The organism is Flavobacterium gillisiae, assembly GCF_900107635.1.
GTDB classification, from domain to species: domain Bacteria; phylum Bacteroidota; class Bacteroidia; order Flavobacteriales; family Flavobacteriaceae; genus Flavobacterium; species Flavobacterium gillisiae.
This window is the reverse complement of sequence record NZ_FNRD01000014.1, coordinates 111,245-127,606: the sequence shown is the minus strand read 5'-3', so window position 1 is coordinate 127,606 and position 16,362 is coordinate 111,245. Positions and strand designations below refer to the sequence as shown.

Below are 16,362 nucleotides of genomic sequence, written 5' to 3'. Positions count from 1 at the left end.
AAACCATGAGCACGGAATATGCCATTATTGTCAAAAACAAAACTCGGCTCGAATTACTAATTGAACGATTCAACACAAAAGCACAAGCAAAGTTCTATATAGAGCGCCTTGGTGGCAACTTTGACGATTACGAAATTGAAAATGAGATTTTCCAAAATGCTTTGCAGTCGTTGCAAACTCAGCTTTCGAAAGTCATCAAAAACAAAATCGTCGAAAGAAACTTTGTTTCGTCGTTTATATTCTCAGAAAATCAATTAATCATTGTCATAGGTCAAGATGGATTAGTAGCCAACACGGCAAAATATTCTAAAAACACCCCCATTATTGCCGTAAATCCAGATAAAGAAAGATATGATGGAATATTATTGCCTTTTGATGTTTCAAATTTTATTGGAGGTGTAGAAAATGTAATCACCAATAAATTCAACTCAAAAACCATGCGATTTGCAGAAGCAAAACTCAATGATGGACAACGACTCTTAGCGTTTAATGATTTGTTTATTGGCGCATCGACGCATATTTCTGCCAAATATAAAATAAGTTACGATAATAAGAAGGAAGAACAATCTTCTAGCGGATTAATTGTCTCTACCCCCGCGGGGTCTACAGGTTGGTTAAGTTCAATTTTTAATATGTCTTATGGAATCACAGGCCTTTTTGAAAAGAACCTAAAACTAAAAAGACCCAAATTGAAGGACGACGAATTGCTGTTTGCGGTTAGGGAACCTTTTCAAAGCGTCAGAACCCAAATTGGGATCACAGCAGGAATTATTAAAAACCAAAATAATTTAACGATTGAATCACTAATGCCCACAAGCGGAGTCATTTTCAGCGATGGGGTAGAATCTGATTTTTTACGCTTTAATAGTGGCGCGATTGCAACAATTGGAATAGCGAAAGAAACCGCAAAAATGGTGTTGAATGAATGACTTCCCCTGCCAATACAAACTTCTCACTTATCCAATATCATTGCTTTTTGAATAAAAAAAACATTCCTAGTAACCTTTTGTATAATGATACAAAAATAAATCACTAGGAATGAAAATTCAATAGATTAGCATTGCAAAATTACGCAGTTAATGCATCGACAATTTCAGAAACTGGACGTATTGCAGTCGTGTTTTCTATCGTTGGTCCGGCAACCCAAACGGTTTTATACGTGAATTCAGTAGCAGCTTTAGTAACGGCATTAGATCCCATCATGTATCGGATCATTTTTACCCATTTTTTCAAGCTTTTATTTTTATTTAAAGTACGCTCTAACCAGGTTTGTTTCGTACCCACTTTTTTAATGTAAGGCGTATTAATAACCGTACAAGGCGTCCCTGATATTTTCTCTGTCAAGACAATATCTTTCGCACCATAATCAACACAGGCTTGTTTGTATTCCTCAGAAACGCCAGACTCAATCGAGGCTATAAAAGGGCTGCCCACAGATACACCTATCGCACCATAGCGTAACATTTTGTCTAAATCGGATTTAGTACTCACTCCACCAGCAGAAATGACAGGTAATCCCGTCTTTTCATTTAGTTCTTTAATCAATTGCTCTGGAGATTGTGGTCCTCGATGACCTCCCGCTAAATTATTAACTGCAATAATAGCATCTGCTCCTAAACTTTCTACTTTTTTGGCGAAAGTTAAATCCGTAACATCGCAAAAAACTTTGATTCCCACTTTATGAGCTGCCTTAATAGTTTCTTCCGGCGAGCCTAAAGAAGTAATTATAAAATCAACTTTTTCAGCACACAAAACTTCCAGTTGATCTTTGTATTTGATATTGGATTTATTCACAATCAAATTATAACCAAAACTACCTCCTGGTACTTTTGCTGCCCTAAGTTCTAAAATGGAATCGCGCAGTTCCTCTAATGTTCTGTAGTTTAAGGCTGGAATACAACCCGCTACACCCGATTTCATTCCTTCAATTACCATTTTAGTATTTGAAACCAGAAACATAGGTGCCATTATTAGTGGACGATCAATATTCAAAAGGGAAGTTAACGTAGGCTTTGTCATTACTTAAAGTTTTAATTCAAACAAATATAACCAAATATACTATGCACGCCTACTATTTATACACTAAAACAAAACACGAGGCTTAATTCACAGTCGAACTCCTTTCACAAACAAGTAGATCTCGCAGCAACAGTAAATTTTAGCTAACATAAAAACTGTAAATCAGTACACTAATAACGAAATTGCATTTGGTAAAACGGAAATACCTAGGTTTCCCGATGCTAAATATTCCCCATCCACTTCTGATACAGCAACACCATCCTTTACCCTGATATCTATTTTTCCTGTTTCAAAGTAAATTGCTTCAGGATGATTAACCTTTTTCCCTGATTTCAGATTATTCAAATTCTTGATATAGTCTACCAAGCTTACTCGGCCTAGTAGGGTTATATTTAATTTCCCATCATCGATCTTAGCAAATGGATTAATTGTAAGCCCATCTCCAAAGATACTTCCATTACAGATAGCCACCATGAGTACGGGGCCTTCGAAATTAAAATTAGGGGTTGTAATTTTCAAAACAGGTACGCGATATCCAATAAAAGCACGTAATATAGCTATTCCATACGATGTTTTTCCCCCGAGAAACCGGCGTTGCTTCTCTAGAATTTGTACCACCTTCCCTCCAAAACCGATATCCGTGATATTTATAAAATAGGTTACTCCAAGCGAGCTTTCGATTTTGCCCACATCAACAGACTGTATTTCGTTCCTGAGAACAGCCTCTATCAAAGAGTTGGGATTTAGCGCTAAATTAGTTCCTCGTACGAAATCATTTCCCGTACCGTTAGCCAATATCCCTAAAGTGATATTGTTTTTTTTACTTTGTATTATTCCGTTTACCACTTCATTTATGGTACCGTCCCCTCCCACTGCTACAATGACGTCGAACCCACTCAAACAAGCCTGATTTGCAAAAATGATAGCCTCTTTCGGTCCTTTACTAATGAATGATATGGATTCAATTGCAATATGATTTTCGCAATCCGTAATGCTGCGTTTTACCTGATCCGACAGTTTACGTGAGCCATTGATTATAAATGCCATTTTCTTTGCCATTTTCCAAATATATCAAAATTTACCTAAACAATATAGTTCGTTTTTGTGGGTAAATAATAAACAATTCCCAGCTGCCAAAATTCGGGTTGCTGTTAGCCGAAACCCATTAGAGTTAAAGTTTTTGTCGCACAAAAAAAGCAGAAAGTTTTCTTAATACTTTCTGCCTTTTATATATATCTTCTAACAACAATTAGCTTCACAAAATTACGGCTAAAATGTAAAAACTTATAACCTGCAATTAAACATAGCTATTCATTAAGCTCTTATTCACTTTGAAATGCAACTCAAGCAAACTTGTTTCTCTATTTAAGTCTTATTGTACCAATACATCTGTTTCTAAATATTCATCTAGGTCAATTTCAACATTAGCCATAAAAATTTCAGGCTCCCTTATAGTCAACCAATAATCGGCAACGATGCTTAAAATAATATCCTTTAAACCACTTAAAGAACTTTCAACTTGATGCTCCTCGTCTTTAATTACTTCGATAAGTAATTCATTTACTTTTTTGATTTTTTCTAAATTCGTCATCCTAATTAATTATTTGATTGCTAACTACAGTTTCACTTTGTATCTAAAACTTTCTAAATATAGCTGCTAAACCGTTGTATTACTTCTAATTAATAAACACGTAGATTTTCTATATTTTCAAGCTAAAGTAAATGAATTAACTCTTTAGGACAATACCCACTTTTAGTGATATTTTGCATGTAAAAAAGATTCTTAATTTCTAAAATAGAAATTATTTAGCAGCAATCAAAAAAAATAAGGGATAGAGATGTTTATATTGCTTTATATCTTCCATTTTAAAATCAATTAAATTTATAAATTTTAGGATAAATTGAAACTTTTTTTAACTTTAATAAAAAATATCTGATATTTATTTAAAAGAGTCGGAAGGTTATTTAGCATCCCTAATATTGATAATTTCATTTTTAATGAAAAATTTCAACACATTTCGGGTAATCAATTCAATAGGAGCAGTACTATTTATCCTTTATGGAATTGTGCTTTCAATCTCCTGGCCTATTATTATTACGAATGCCTTTATTTTAGGTGTGAATATATACAATCTAACGAAACACTATCGAAATCCTGACTGCAAACAAACGTAATAAAAGCTAAAAGTTGTCTTTCGAAAAAATACCACAAGAATTGATTATTCAATTATATAGCGCTAGTAAGTTTAAAAAAAAATCAAAATCTAACTAAAATGACAAAATACCCTACCATTCTATTTCTTACCATACTATTAGCGGTAACAAATACTTATGCCCAGAATCAAGTAGAAGAAATTGTAGCAAGAGACGGAATCCACTATATAACAACATCCATTGATTACCCTATAACAGGTACCTACCTCTTTGACGGCGAAACGGAACCTATTGTACAATTAAATCCCAATGGAACTGGCGTTTTTCAACTACCCGACTTGTCAAAAACCCCTATGGTGTGGGGAATTGAATGTTTTAAGAATGGTACACCCATTTACCAAAAAGGATTTAATTATGCCGTATACACACTTTGGTATAAAAGCAATGAACAGTTTACAGAAACGGATGTTAAAAATAATTGGATTAATGCACATTTTTCAATTCACTTTGAAAAGAAGAAAATGTTCATCTTAGGAGAAAGAAGTAAAGATTATATGGAGTAAACGATAAAATCAAAAGCCGAAACAAATTGTTTCGGCTTTTGATTTTATAGATAAATGAATATTTGCACACACTATTTATTTTTCCAATAGTTTCTCACTATAATATGCTATTTCATCTGTAATTAATCCTTCACTATTGAAAGTATCAATAAAAAGGACCGGTAATACTATTTTTTTATTATCCGATTTTCTTGTCATGTTACAATTCCACCACGACTGAACAACTTTTGCATCTCCAAGTTCATAATTAAAATAATCCGGATACCCCACCATATCCATACTTAAAACATCAAATTGTTGCGTCATCTTTTTATCCATTTCCTTCATTTGGTCCAGGTTTAAACTTTTTTCATCTGGAGCCATATTTATATTTCTGAAACTTGCATTTTTATCATAAAAACTATAGGCCTTATCATAATCTTTGTTTCCAAATGCTTGAACCATCACCCTTACTTTATTAATATAGTCATGATGATTATATATCGTTCCGTTTTTTCTGACACTATAACTATCATTAATTTCACTACCAACACCAGCGTCTGAATAAGTCATTATTGATTTTATTTTCTTGTCTTTATTTACGACGAATAATTTATGTATTGGCATGTCAATTTTTACGCCCGTTTTTTTGTGCACTCCTTTCACATCTTCCCATGTCTGTACCCAAACAACATCTTTTTGATTGTCATCTGTATATTCTAATGCATCAGGATAGGCACCTGGAGAACGTTTAATACTTAAATAATCAATATTATCTTTCCAATTTTTAACACTTTTTAAAAAAGAAGCTTTATCACTCCCTTTATCAGCTTGATTGGTACCATTATAGGATTTAAAATCATCGGCTAAATAACTAGCTACTTTATTTTCATCTCCACTAACAAAGGCTTTAGTCATGGCTTCAACTACGGTAATAGCAGGATGCTCAACATAAATAGTACCATTAGCTTTCTTTTGCGCGTATGTGATAAGAGTTGTCCCCATCATCACAATTAGTATTGCTTTTTTCATTTTATTAATAGTATTAGTTAATAATACCTTAAATATAGCAAAAATATACCTAAATACTTGATAAACAATAATATATAAATTAATTTCAAATCAAAAAAAGCATACAAACAAGCATAAATTCTATTGATCTAAACTCTAAATTTTAGGAAATCAATTATTCAGGCTTCAATCAGGAGCGACTTTCCTCTTTTACAAAGTCTATTATTATTAGGATACCATTACAGCTTTATAAAACGAAAAACTGCCATTCGAACAAAATGAAAGGTGACTTCTTTACAATAAATAAAATTTACTATAGGTTTATTACAAAGCTCCCGAATAGGATTAAATTCCATCAATAACACTGTATAATTTACAAAAAAAACATTATTATCGTTGTTTTTTAACTACTTTGCATCACTATTAAATATTATATGATGACATCCGTAACTAGAATTTTTGATTTTCCGTATTATCAGCTAGAACAATATTCTTCAATCGCAGATGCTTTAGCAACAAAGAAAGATGGTGTTTGGATAAAAACTTCAACTGAAGAATTTATTTCCAAAGCCAATGCTGTTTCCAGAGCACTCTTAAGAATGGGTATTCAGAAAGACGATAAAATCGCGATGATTTCTACAAACAACAGAACGGAATGGAGTATTATGGACATTGGGATTCTACAGACAGCGGCCCAAAATGTACCCATCTACCCAACAATCACGGCAGACGATTATGCATACATCCTCAATCATTCTGGCGCAACTTATTGTTTTATATCTGATGTGGAAATATTTGAAAAAATAAATACAATACGGGATAAAGTTCCAGCATTAAAAGAAGTGTACTCATTCGATGAAATTCCAGGTTGTAAAAACTGGTCAGAATTGCTTCTTCTTGGAGAAGACCAAAGCAATCAAAATGAACTAGAAGAACGAAAAGAAAAAGTATTAGCTAACGATTTAGCTACCATTATTTATACCTCTGGAACCACCGGAACACCAAAAGGGGTTATGCTTTCGCATAACAACCTAGTTTCCAATGTGCTTGCAATTGTTAACTTAGTTCCATTCCCAGCCGGAAAAGCTAAAGCATTGAGCTTTCTCCCTGTCTGTCATATTTTTGAACGCACCGCTTTATATCTATATCAATATCATGGTGTTTCCATTTATTTTGGGGAATCTATAGAGAAAATAAGCGAAAATATAAAAGATGTAAAACCAACTATGATTACTGCGGTACCAAGGCTCCTTGAAAAAGTATACGATAAGATCTATGCAAAAGGAACGGAACTAACCGGAATAAAAAAGAAACTTTTCTTTTGGGCTGTAGATTTAGGATTACGATTTGAGCCATATGGAGCCAACGGTTTATGGTATGAAATACAACTTAAAATTGCCCGAAAATTAATTTTCAGCAAATGGAAAGAAGGATTAGGTGGAAACATCGAATTGATAGTAAGCGGTAGCGCTGCCTTGCAACCCAGATTAGCTCGTGTATTTACGGCAGCAGACATTCCTATTTTGGAAGGTTATGGATTAACCGAAACCTCCCCAGCAATTTCATTTAATGACTTAAATAATAAAGGATTAAGAATAGGAACCGTAGGAAAAGTAATTGAGCATGTAGAAGTAAAAATTGCCGAAGACGGGGAAATCCTTTGTAAAGGTCCTAACGTAATGTTGGGTTACTACAAAGATGAAAAATTAACCAATGAAGTCATTGTTGACCATTATTTCCATACTGGAGATATAGGAATCATTGATGAAGACGGCTTCTTAAAAATAACGGATCGAAAAAAGGAAATGTTCAAAACCTCCGGAGGGAAGTACATAGCACCACAATTAATCGAAAACACAATGAAACAATCTCGTTTTATTGAACAGATTATTGTCATAGGAGAAGGACAAAAAATGGCAGCCGCAATTATTCAACCTAATTTTGAATTCCTAAAAGAGTGGGCTATTATCCATAAAATGGATATTGGAAAAACCAATAGTGAACATGTAGTTCATGAAAAAGTATTGGAACGAATACAACAGGATATTGACAATTTAAATGAAAAATTTGGAAGCTGGGAAAAAATCAAACGATTTGAATTGACAGCTGACGTTTGGTCGATTGACGGCGGACAATTGACTCCAACCCTGAAACTAAAAAGAAAAATTATTAAAGAGCTTTATAAAGAGCAATATCAGAAAATATACAGTTAGTGCAGTCATAATTTACAGAAAAACATAGCTATTAGGCCTTACAATAGTGCCGAAATTAAGGCACTATTCATGTTTTTTGAGGAATAAATGAGGATAAAAAGTACAAATTCATCCAATTGACATGAAATTTTATTTTTGAAAAAAAGTACTACGTATTTAAACATTCACTACTTCTACCTCTTTGTTTCACTTATACTCAAGCTTTTAAACTCCAAACAAAGAAATCGATTTCGTAAAAGAATGCAGATAACATTTAATTTTTCTATTTTAATTTTTAAAATCCAAAATTATTGTCATTTTTTATTTAATTTGCGATAAAATTCAACCTTCGCATAATGACTCAAGTAACCAGACTCTTTGATTTTCCTTATTATCAACAAGATAAATATACTTCAATTCCAGACGCTTTAAATACAAAGCAGGATGGTGTTTGGATAAAAACGTCTACACAAGAATATATTGCTCAAGCCAATGCAGTCTCTAGAGCGTTATTGCGAATGGGAATTAAAAAAGACGATAAAATCGCCATTATTTCTTCTAGTAACAGAACAGAATGGAATATTATGGATATTGGTATTCTACAAACCGGAGCCCAAAACGTACCGATCTATCCTACAATTACCGAAGATGATTATGAATACATATTGAACCACTCAGGAGCAATATATTGTTTTGTATCTGATGCAGAAATACTTCAAAAAGTAAACTTAATAAAAGATAAAGTTCCTAACCTAAAAGAAGTCTTTTCTTTTAACCCTATTGAAGGTTGTAAAAACTGGAAGGAATTACTTGCTCTTGGTGAAGACCAAAGCAACCAAAATGATGTTGATTATAGCAAAAGTTTAGTTACTCCTGACGATTTAGCCACAATCATTTATACATCAGGAACAACAGGTCGACCAAAAGGAGTTATGCTTTCACACAATAATATCGTGTCAGATGTATTAAACAGCGCCCCAAGAATTCCATTTGAGGCTGGAAAAAGTACTGCGTTAAGCTTCCTTCCTGTTTGTCATATTTTTGAAAGAATGATTTTGTATTTACACCAATACTATGGTGTTTCAATATATTTTGGCGAATCTATTGAGAAAATCAGTGATAATATAAAAGAAGTAAAGCCAACAGTTATTACAGTTGTTCCAAGGCTTATTGAAAAAGTATATGATAAAATCTATGCCAAAGGAGCAGAACTAACAGGGATTAAAAAGAAATTGTTCTTTTGGGCTATTGAATTAGGATTAGCCTATGAACCTTATGGTGCTAATGGTCTATGGTATGAAATGCAACTTAAAATTGCGCGAAAATTAATTTTCAGCAAATGGAAAGAAGGATTGGGTGGTAACTTGGATTTAATGGTTTCAGGAAGTGCTGCATTACAACCTAGATTAACTCGAATTTTTGCTGCGGCCGGAATTCCAGTAATGGAAGGATATGGTTTAACCGAAACTTCACCAGTTATATCCGTAAATGATTTAAGAAATGGAGGTTTCAGAGTTGGAACTGTTGGAAGAGTAATTGATAATGTAGATGTTAAAATTGCCGAAGACGGCGAAATCCTTTGTAAAGGACCTAATGTAATGATGGGTTATTATAAAGATGAAAAATTAACTAGTGAAGTCATTGTTGATGGTTATTTTCACACTGGTGATATAGGAAATTTAGACAAGGATGGGTTTTTAAAAATCACGGATCGCAAGAAAGAAATGTTCAAAACTTCCGGAGGGAAATATATTGCACCACAACTTATTGAAAACACAATGAAACAATCTCGTTTCATAACTGAAATTATGGTGATAGGTGACGGACAAAAAATGCCGGCAGCCTTCATTCAACCTGATTTTGAATTCGTAAAAGAATGGGCGGTTATTCATAAAATAGACATAGGAGTAAGCAATGAAGACATTGTGTCTAACGAAAAAGTAATTGCAAGAATTCAGGAAGAAATTGACGGTTTAAACGAGAAATTTGGAAATTGGGAGAAGATTAAACGTTTTGAATTAACTCCAGATATTTGGTCGATAGAAGGTGGTCAACTTACACCAACACTCAAACTAAAAAGAAAAATAGTTATGGAAAAATATATCAATTTATTCCATAAAATCTATAATTAATGTAATACTCTCGTTTAGAATTATAACTAATAAATACGGTAACCATGAAACTAAAAATCCTGTTTTATTCTCTATTAAGTATTTTGTTATTTTCTAATTGCGAGCAAAAGAAAGAAGAAGATCCTATTAAAGCGAATTATTTGGATTATTCTAAACGAGAATACCAATATACGGGAGGTGTAAAAATGATTCCTATTACTACACCAAAAGGAACCTTTAAAGTGTGGACAAAAACCGTGGGTAATAACCCTACAATTAAAGTATTATTACTTCACGGTGGACCTGGATTAACACACGAATTATACGAATGTTTTGACGGTTATTTCCCAAACGAAAGCATCGAATACATTTATTACGATCAATTAGGATCTTACTACAGTGATCAGCCAAATGATGACAGCTTATGGACTAACGAACGTTTCGTTGAGGAAGTAGAACAAGTCCGAATTGCACTGGGTGCAGACAGTTCTAATTTTTATATCTTAGGTCAATCTTGGGGCGGAATCCTAGCTATGGAGTATGCCTTAAAATACCAAAAGAATTTAAAAGGTTTAATTATATCCAATATGATGGCCAGTATTCCTGAATACAATGCCTATGCCCAAGAAGTTCTTGCTCCACAAATGGATCCGAAAATCCTAAAAGAACTGCAGCAAATGGAGAAAAATAATGATTTTGATAATCCAAAATACAGCGAGCTACTTTTCAAATATTATTACACAGAGCACATTCTAAGAAAGCCTTTGGAAGAATGGCCAGAATCAATCAATCGCTGTTTCAAGCATATCAACCCTAATGTTTATGTATTTATGCAGGGGCACAGTGAATTTGGAATTACTGGAAATGCGTCGCTAAAAAATTGGGATGTAAAAGACAGACTAAAAACATTAACGGTTCCAACATTGTCAATTGGCTCTAAATATGACACCATGGATCCGGAACATATGAAATGGATCGCCAATGAAGTTCAAAACGGAAGGTTTCTATTTTGCCCAAATGGCAGTCACCTTTCACAATATGATGATCAAAAAACATACTTTAACGGATTGATAAAGTTTTTAAAAGACGTAGATAACGGAACTTTTAAAAAGGGATAACACGACTAGTGCTTACACCACATAATTACTGCTAATACAGATTGTTTTTTCTAACCTCATTCCCCCTCTCCTCCTTTTCCGAAGAAAACAACCTCTTAATATTGCATATTTAACATTATTTTATGCTAAATAATAATCAATTGCTAATTTTTTAATACCTTTAAGCTTAATAACTGAAAAACTAATGAGAGCAGCAAACTTTATAGTTTCAGGTATTATAGCAGGTATTTTCTACTTTCTCTTAGGTGCGCTATTCTATGGAATAGTCTTTAAAGGCATTTTTTCCAAGACGAAAATAGGAACTTACTATTTGTGTTTTTAGGAAGTATGACCTATGGATTCTTTACTTCCTATATAATGAATCGGTTTTCGATAATTAAAAACGCTGTTATCGGTTTACAAATAGGATCTATAATTGGATTTTTTTTAGTTTGTCGATGAACTTTTTCATGTATTCCAATATGCCTGTAAATTATGAAAATATGGCGATTGATATTCCTATTTCAATAATAACAGGGGCTTGTGTGGGAACATCAATTGCTTTTGTAAACGGAAAGCTTAAATAGAACTTTGATAATTTGACATTTTCTAAGAAAACTTCTCCTTTTGTGAGGAGTTTTTTTGTAATCATAAATTTTTAACAAAAAAATAAATTAATTTTATTATGCGTGCATAGTATTTTTTTATTATATTTGAAATCGATATAGTTATATATGAAAGATAAAACAATAGATTACATTTTAAGAGCTACTTGGCAAGCTGTTTCAAGAATGTACAATGAAGAAGCTTCTAAGTATGGTGCCACAATGGCAACAGGGTTTGCTTTGTTGAGTATGGATAAAAATGTAGGTACGCCTTCTACGTCCTTAGGTCCTAAAATGGGAATGGAGGCTACCAGTCTTACCAGAACCTTAAAATCTATGGAAGAAAAAGGCTTGATTATTCGAAAGAAAAATCCAGATGATGGTCGTGGCGTCTTAATATACTTAACTGAGTTAGGTAAAGAAAAAAGAGATTTGTCAAAAAACACTGTTTTAAAGTTTAATGAAACCGTGAAAAATCACATTACGGATGAGAAACTACAACACTTTATCGAAGTCTCCGAAACGATCAACGAATTAATTCAAAATAAAAATATATTTAATCAAACTGAAAAAATAGACAATGAAACGCACAATTAAAAAAGTTGCAGTAATCGGATCCGGAATTATGGGTTCGGGAATTGCTTGCCATTTTGCCAATATTGGTGTCGAAGTTTTACTTCTCGATATCGTTCCTAGAGAACTTACTGAAGTAGAGACAAAGAAAGGATTGACATTAGAAAGTAAAATTGTTCGCAATCGCTTAGTAAATGAGCATTTAAACAATGCTTTAAAATCGAAACCCTCTCCTATTTACAGCCAAAAATTCGCAAACCGAATTACAACTGGAAACACCACGGACGATATGGCAAAAATTGCCGACGTTGATTGGATTATAGAAGTAGTTGTAGAAAGATTAGATATCAAAAAATTAGTATTTGAACAAGTAGAAAAATACCGTAAACCGGGTACTTTGATTACTTCAAATACATCAGGAATTCCTATTCACTTTATGAGTGAAGGAAGAAGTGAAGATTTCCAGAAACACTTCTGTGGGACTCACTTTTTTAACCCTGCACGTTACTTAAAATTATTCGAAATTATTCCTGGTCCACAAACTTCATCTGAAGTATTGGATTTCCTTACTATATATGGAGAGAAATTTTTAGGAAAAACTTCGGTTGTTGCTAAAGACACTCCAGCTTTCATCGGAAACCGTGTTGGAATTTATGGTATTCAAAGTTTATTCCATTTGGTTAAAGAAATGGGCTTAACGATTGAAGAAGTAGATAAATTGACTGGTCCAGTTATCGGTCGTCCAAAATCGGCTACTTTTAGAACAGTGGATGTGGTAGGATTAGATACTTTAGTTCATGTTGCGAACGGTATCTATGAAAACTGTCCAAATGACGAACAACATGAATTGTTCAAATTACCAGATTTCGTCAATAAAATGATGGAAAATAAATGGCTAGGTAGTAAAACAGGACAAGGTTTCTACAAAAAAGTAGGAAAAGAAATCCTGACTTTAGACTTAGACACCTTAGAATATAGAGCAGCTAAAAAAGCGTCATTCGCTACACTTGAATTAACAAAATCTATTGATAAGCCTATCAATCGTTTTAAAGTTCTTGTAAAAGGAAAAGACAAAGCAGGTGAATTTTACCGCAAGAGTTTTGCAGGTATGTTTGCTTACGTATCGAATAGAATACCTGAAATCTCAGATGAATTATACAAAATCGATGATGCTATGAAAGCTGGTTTCGGTTGGGAAAATGGTCCGTTCGAAATTTGGGATGCCATTGGAGTAGAAAAAGGGATAGCTATTATGAAAGCGGAAGGTCTTGAACCAGCTGCTTGGGTAAATGAGATGCTAGCTGCAGGAAACAAAAGTTTTTACACTGTTAAAGATGGTGCTACTAATTTTTACAACATTCCTACAAAAGCACAAACTAAAATTCCAGGTCAAGATGATTTTATCATCCTGAACAACATTCGCGAAAGCAAAAAAATATGGAGTAACAGTGGTGGTGTGATCACTGACTTAGGTGATGGAATCATCAACTTAGAGTTCCTATCAAAAATGAATACTATTGGTGGTGATGTTTTACAAGCGATCAATAAAGCAATTGACTTAGCCGAAAAAGAATACCAAGGATTAGTTATTGGTAATCAAGCAGGAAACTTCTCTGTTGGAGCAAATATCGGTATGATCTTTATGATGGCGGTGGAGCAAGAATATGATGAGTTGAATATGGCAATCAAAATGTTCCAAGACACCATGATGCGTGTACGTTACTCTTCTATTCCAGTAGTAGTAGCACCACACGGAATGACTTTTGGTGGTGGATGCGAAATGAGCTTACACGCTGATAAAGTGGTCGCTGCTGCAGAAACATACATGGGACTTGTTGAGTTTGGTGTAGGTGTGATTCCTGGTGGTGGTGGTTCTAAGGAACTAGCATTGCGTGCATCAGACTTATTCCATAAAAATGATGTAGAGCTTAATGTATTGCAAGAGTATTTCTTGACTATCGCTATGGCAAAAGTATCAACTTCAGGTTACGAAGCTTTTGATACGGGACTTTTACAACACGGTAAAGATATTATTGTGGTAAATAAAGACCGTCAAATCGCCGAAGCGAAGAAACATGCTTTACTTATGGCCGAAGCGGGTTATACACAACCTATCCGCAGAACGGACGTAAAAGTATTAGGAAAACAAGCTTTAGGGATGTTCTTAGTAGGTACAGACCAAATGGAAGCTGGAAAATACATTTCTGAGCACGATAAGAAAATTGCTAACAAACTAGCTTATGTAATGGCTGGTGGTGATTTATCTGAGGCAACATTAGTATCAGAACAATACCTATTGGATCTGGAACGTGAAGCATTCTTATCACTTTGTACGGAAAGAAAAACATTGGAAAGAATCCAGTTTATGTTAACCAAAGGGAAACCGCTAAGAAATTAGATTTAAGTACCAAGAATTAAGTATTAAGTAACGAGACCTAGAAAAATGCATCAATTTGAAAAATTAAAGATTTGGCAAAAAGCAATGGATATTGCTGTTGATGTTTATAAAGTCACTTCAGAATTACCTTATGATGAAAAATTTAACTTAACACATCAAATTAAAAAATGCGCAGTTTCGATTCCTTCAAATATTGCTGAAGGTTCAGGAAGAAATTCAAATAATGAATTTGTACATTTTCTTGGTATTGCAAATGGTTCAACTTATGAATTAATGACTCAATTGATAATTTCAAAACGCTTAGAGTTAGTTGAAGAGGAAAAAGTTACTCCAATTATCAATAATTTGATAGAAGTCAGTAATATGAATTTTGCACTTCAAAAATCGCTAAAAACTAATAACAAATAACGGTTGGAAAATCTTAATACTTAATTCTCCAATCTTAATACTTTATAACAATGAAAACAGCCTATATAGTAAAAGCATACAGAACAGCCGTAGGAAAAGCTCCTAAAGGGGTGTTCAGATTTAAAAGACCTGATGAGTTAGCAGCAGAAACTATTGAATTCATGATGAATGAATTACCAGATTTTGACAAAACTCGTATTGATGATGTTATGGTAGGAAATGCCATGCCTGAAGCAGAACAAGGCTTAAATGTAGCACGTTTAATCTCGTTAATGGGACTAAAAGTGGAAGATGTTCCTGGAGTAACAGTAAATAGATATTGTGCTTCTGGATTAGAAACAATAGGAATGGCTACTGCCAAAATACAGTCAGGAATGGCACATTGTATTATTGCTGGTGGTGCTGAAAGCATGAGTTTTATTCCAATGGGAGGTTACAAACCAACTCCGGATTATGCTGTAGCAAAAGCAGGAAACGAAGATTACTACTGGGGAATGGGTTTAACAGCCGAAGCAGTCGCACAACAATTTAAAGTTTCAAGAGAAGATCAAGATGAGTTTGCTTACAACTCTCATATGAAAGCTCTAAAAGCACAAGCAGAGGGGAAATTTGACAAACAAATTGTTCCAATCACTGTAGAACAAACGTTTCTTAATGAAAACGGAAAAAAAGAAACAAAGTCATACGTAGTAAACAAAGATGAAGGACCTAGAGCAGGAACGTCAAAAGAAGCTTTGGCTGGACTACGACCTGTTTTTGAAGCTGGAGGAAGTGTAACAGCAGGTAACTCTTCACAAATGAGTGATGGTGCTGCTTTTGTACTTGTTATGAGTGAAGAAATGGTAAAAGAATTAAACCTAGAGCCAATTGCAAGACTAGTAAACTTTGCTTCTGCAGGTGTTGAGCCAAGAATCATGGGAATAGGACCGGTAAAAGCAATACCAAAAGTATTGAAACAAGCAGGTTTAACTATCAATGATATTGACTTAATCGAATTGAATGAAGCATTCGCTTCTCAATCATTAGCAGTAATAAGAGAACTTAACTTGAACCCTGATATTATCAACGTAAATGGTGGGGCAATTGCAATGGGTCATCCACTAGGATGTACTGGAGCTAAATTGTCAGTTCAACTATTTGACGAAATGAAACGTCGTGGTAACAAATACGGAATCGTTACCATGTGTGTAGGAACTGGTCAAGGAAGTGCTGGGGTTTATGAACTTATGTAATTTGATTATAAGATAATAGA

At 33.9% G+C, this 16,362-nt stretch carries 14 protein-coding genes; 9 read left to right on the top strand and 5 right to left on the bottom strand.

Features of this window, described 5'->3' with window-relative positions; genetic code table 11:
• Nucleotides 1-5 precede the first annotated feature (5 nt).
• The gene (locus tag BLV35_RS16975) at nt 6-929 is read left to right on the top strand and encodes an NAD(+)/NADH kinase (protein ID WP_091093020.1); all 924 of its coding nucleotides are present in this window, start codon (nt 6-8) and stop codon (nt 927-929) included.
• A 139-nt stretch (nt 930-1,068) separates the two neighbouring features.
• Here the strand turns inward: BLV35_RS16975 and BLV35_RS16970 are convergent, their stop codons facing one another.
• From BLV35_RS16970 to BLV35_RS16960, 3 genes are all read right to left on the bottom strand, one after another.
• Nucleotides 1,069-2,019, bottom strand: a complete 951-nt coding sequence (locus tag BLV35_RS16970) for an NAD(P)H-dependent flavin oxidoreductase (RefSeq protein WP_091093017.1) — start codon at nt 2,017-2,019, stop codon at nt 1,069-1,071.
• A gap of 162 nt (nt 2,020-2,181) precedes the next feature.
• Nucleotides 2,182-3,066 carry a diacylglycerol/lipid kinase family protein gene (locus BLV35_RS16965; protein ID WP_176980645.1) on the bottom strand — a complete coding sequence of 295 codons (885 nt, stop codon included), beginning with the start codon at nt 3,064-3,066 and terminating at the stop codon, nt 2,182-2,184.
• A 325-nt stretch (nt 3,067-3,391) separates the two neighbouring features.
• Complete coding sequence (locus tag BLV35_RS16960) at nt 3,392-3,610, bottom strand: hypothetical protein (RefSeq protein ID WP_091093011.1); 219 nt, start codon at nt 3,608-3,610, stop codon at nt 3,392-3,394.
• A gap of 682 nt (nt 3,611-4,292) precedes the next feature.
• Between BLV35_RS16960 and BLV35_RS16950 the strand changes: the two genes are divergently transcribed.
• A complete protein-coding gene (locus BLV35_RS16950; protein ID WP_091093005.1) occupies nt 4,293-4,736 on the top strand; it encodes a hypothetical protein in 444 nt (147 codons plus the stop codon).
• Nucleotides 4,737-4,811: 75 nt separating this feature from the next.
• Here BLV35_RS16950 and BLV35_RS16945 read toward each other — a convergent pair whose 3' ends face one another.
• Nucleotides 4,812-5,747, bottom strand: coding sequence for a nuclear transport factor 2-like protein (locus BLV35_RS16945; RefSeq protein ID WP_091093002.1), 936 nt, complete (start codon nt 5,745-5,747; stop codon nt 4,812-4,814).
• 416 nt (nt 5,748-6,163) lie between these two features.
• On the opposite strand from BLV35_RS16945, the gene BLV35_RS16940 reads away from it, so the two are divergent.
• The 3 genes from BLV35_RS16940 to BLV35_RS16930 all read left to right on the top strand — a co-directional run bounded on the left by BLV35_RS16940 (nt 6,164) and on the right by BLV35_RS16930 (nt 11,147).
• On the top strand, nt 6,164-7,939 hold the full coding sequence (locus BLV35_RS16940; protein ID WP_091093000.1) for an AMP-dependent synthetase/ligase: 1,776 nt from the start codon (nt 6,164-6,166) through the stop codon (nt 7,937-7,939).
• A gap of 335 nt (nt 7,940-8,274) precedes the next feature.
• On the top strand, nt 8,275-10,050 hold the full coding sequence (locus BLV35_RS16935; RefSeq protein WP_091092997.1) for an AMP-dependent synthetase/ligase: 1,776 nt from the start codon (nt 8,275-8,277) through the stop codon (nt 10,048-10,050).
• A gap of 44 nt (nt 10,051-10,094) precedes the next feature.
• Complete coding sequence (locus BLV35_RS16930; protein WP_091092994.1) at nt 10,095-11,147, top strand: proline iminopeptidase-family hydrolase; 1,053 nt, start codon at nt 10,095-10,097, stop codon at nt 11,145-11,147.
• A 472-nt stretch (nt 11,148-11,619) separates the two neighbouring features.
• On the opposite strand, the gene BLV35_RS19330 is transcribed toward BLV35_RS16930, so the two are convergent.
• The gene (locus tag BLV35_RS19330) at nt 11,620-11,778 is read right to left on the bottom strand and encodes a hypothetical protein (RefSeq protein WP_176980644.1); all 159 of its coding nucleotides are present in this window, start codon (nt 11,776-11,778) and stop codon (nt 11,620-11,622) included.
• A gap of 82 nt (nt 11,779-11,860) precedes the next feature.
• Here BLV35_RS19330 and BLV35_RS16925 point away from each other — a divergent pair, with 82 nt between their 5' ends.
• The 4 genes from BLV35_RS16925 to BLV35_RS16910 are packed head-to-tail and all read left to right on the top strand — an operon-like array spanning nt 11,861 to nt 16,342.
• The gene (locus tag BLV35_RS16925; protein WP_091092991.1) at nt 11,861-12,328 is read left to right on the top strand and encodes a MarR family winged helix-turn-helix transcriptional regulator; all 468 of its coding nucleotides are present in this window, start codon (nt 11,861-11,863) and stop codon (nt 12,326-12,328) included.
• The gene (locus BLV35_RS16920) at nt 12,312-14,702 is read left to right on the top strand and encodes a 3-hydroxyacyl-CoA dehydrogenase/enoyl-CoA hydratase family protein (RefSeq protein WP_091092989.1); all 2,391 of its coding nucleotides are present in this window, start codon (nt 12,312-12,314) and stop codon (nt 14,700-14,702) included. The genes BLV35_RS16925 and BLV35_RS16920 overlap by 17 nt, the downstream gene beginning before the upstream one ends.
• Nucleotides 14,703-14,747: 45 nt before the next feature.
• A complete protein-coding gene (locus BLV35_RS16915; RefSeq protein WP_091092987.1) occupies nt 14,748-15,110 on the top strand; it encodes a four helix bundle protein in 363 nt (120 codons plus the stop codon).
• Nucleotides 15,111-15,160: 50 nt separating this feature from the next.
• Nucleotides 15,161-16,342, top strand: coding sequence for an acetyl-CoA C-acyltransferase (locus BLV35_RS16910; protein WP_091092985.1), 1,182 nt, complete (start codon nt 15,161-15,163; stop codon nt 16,340-16,342).
• Nucleotides 16,343-16,362: the final 20 nt, after the last annotated feature.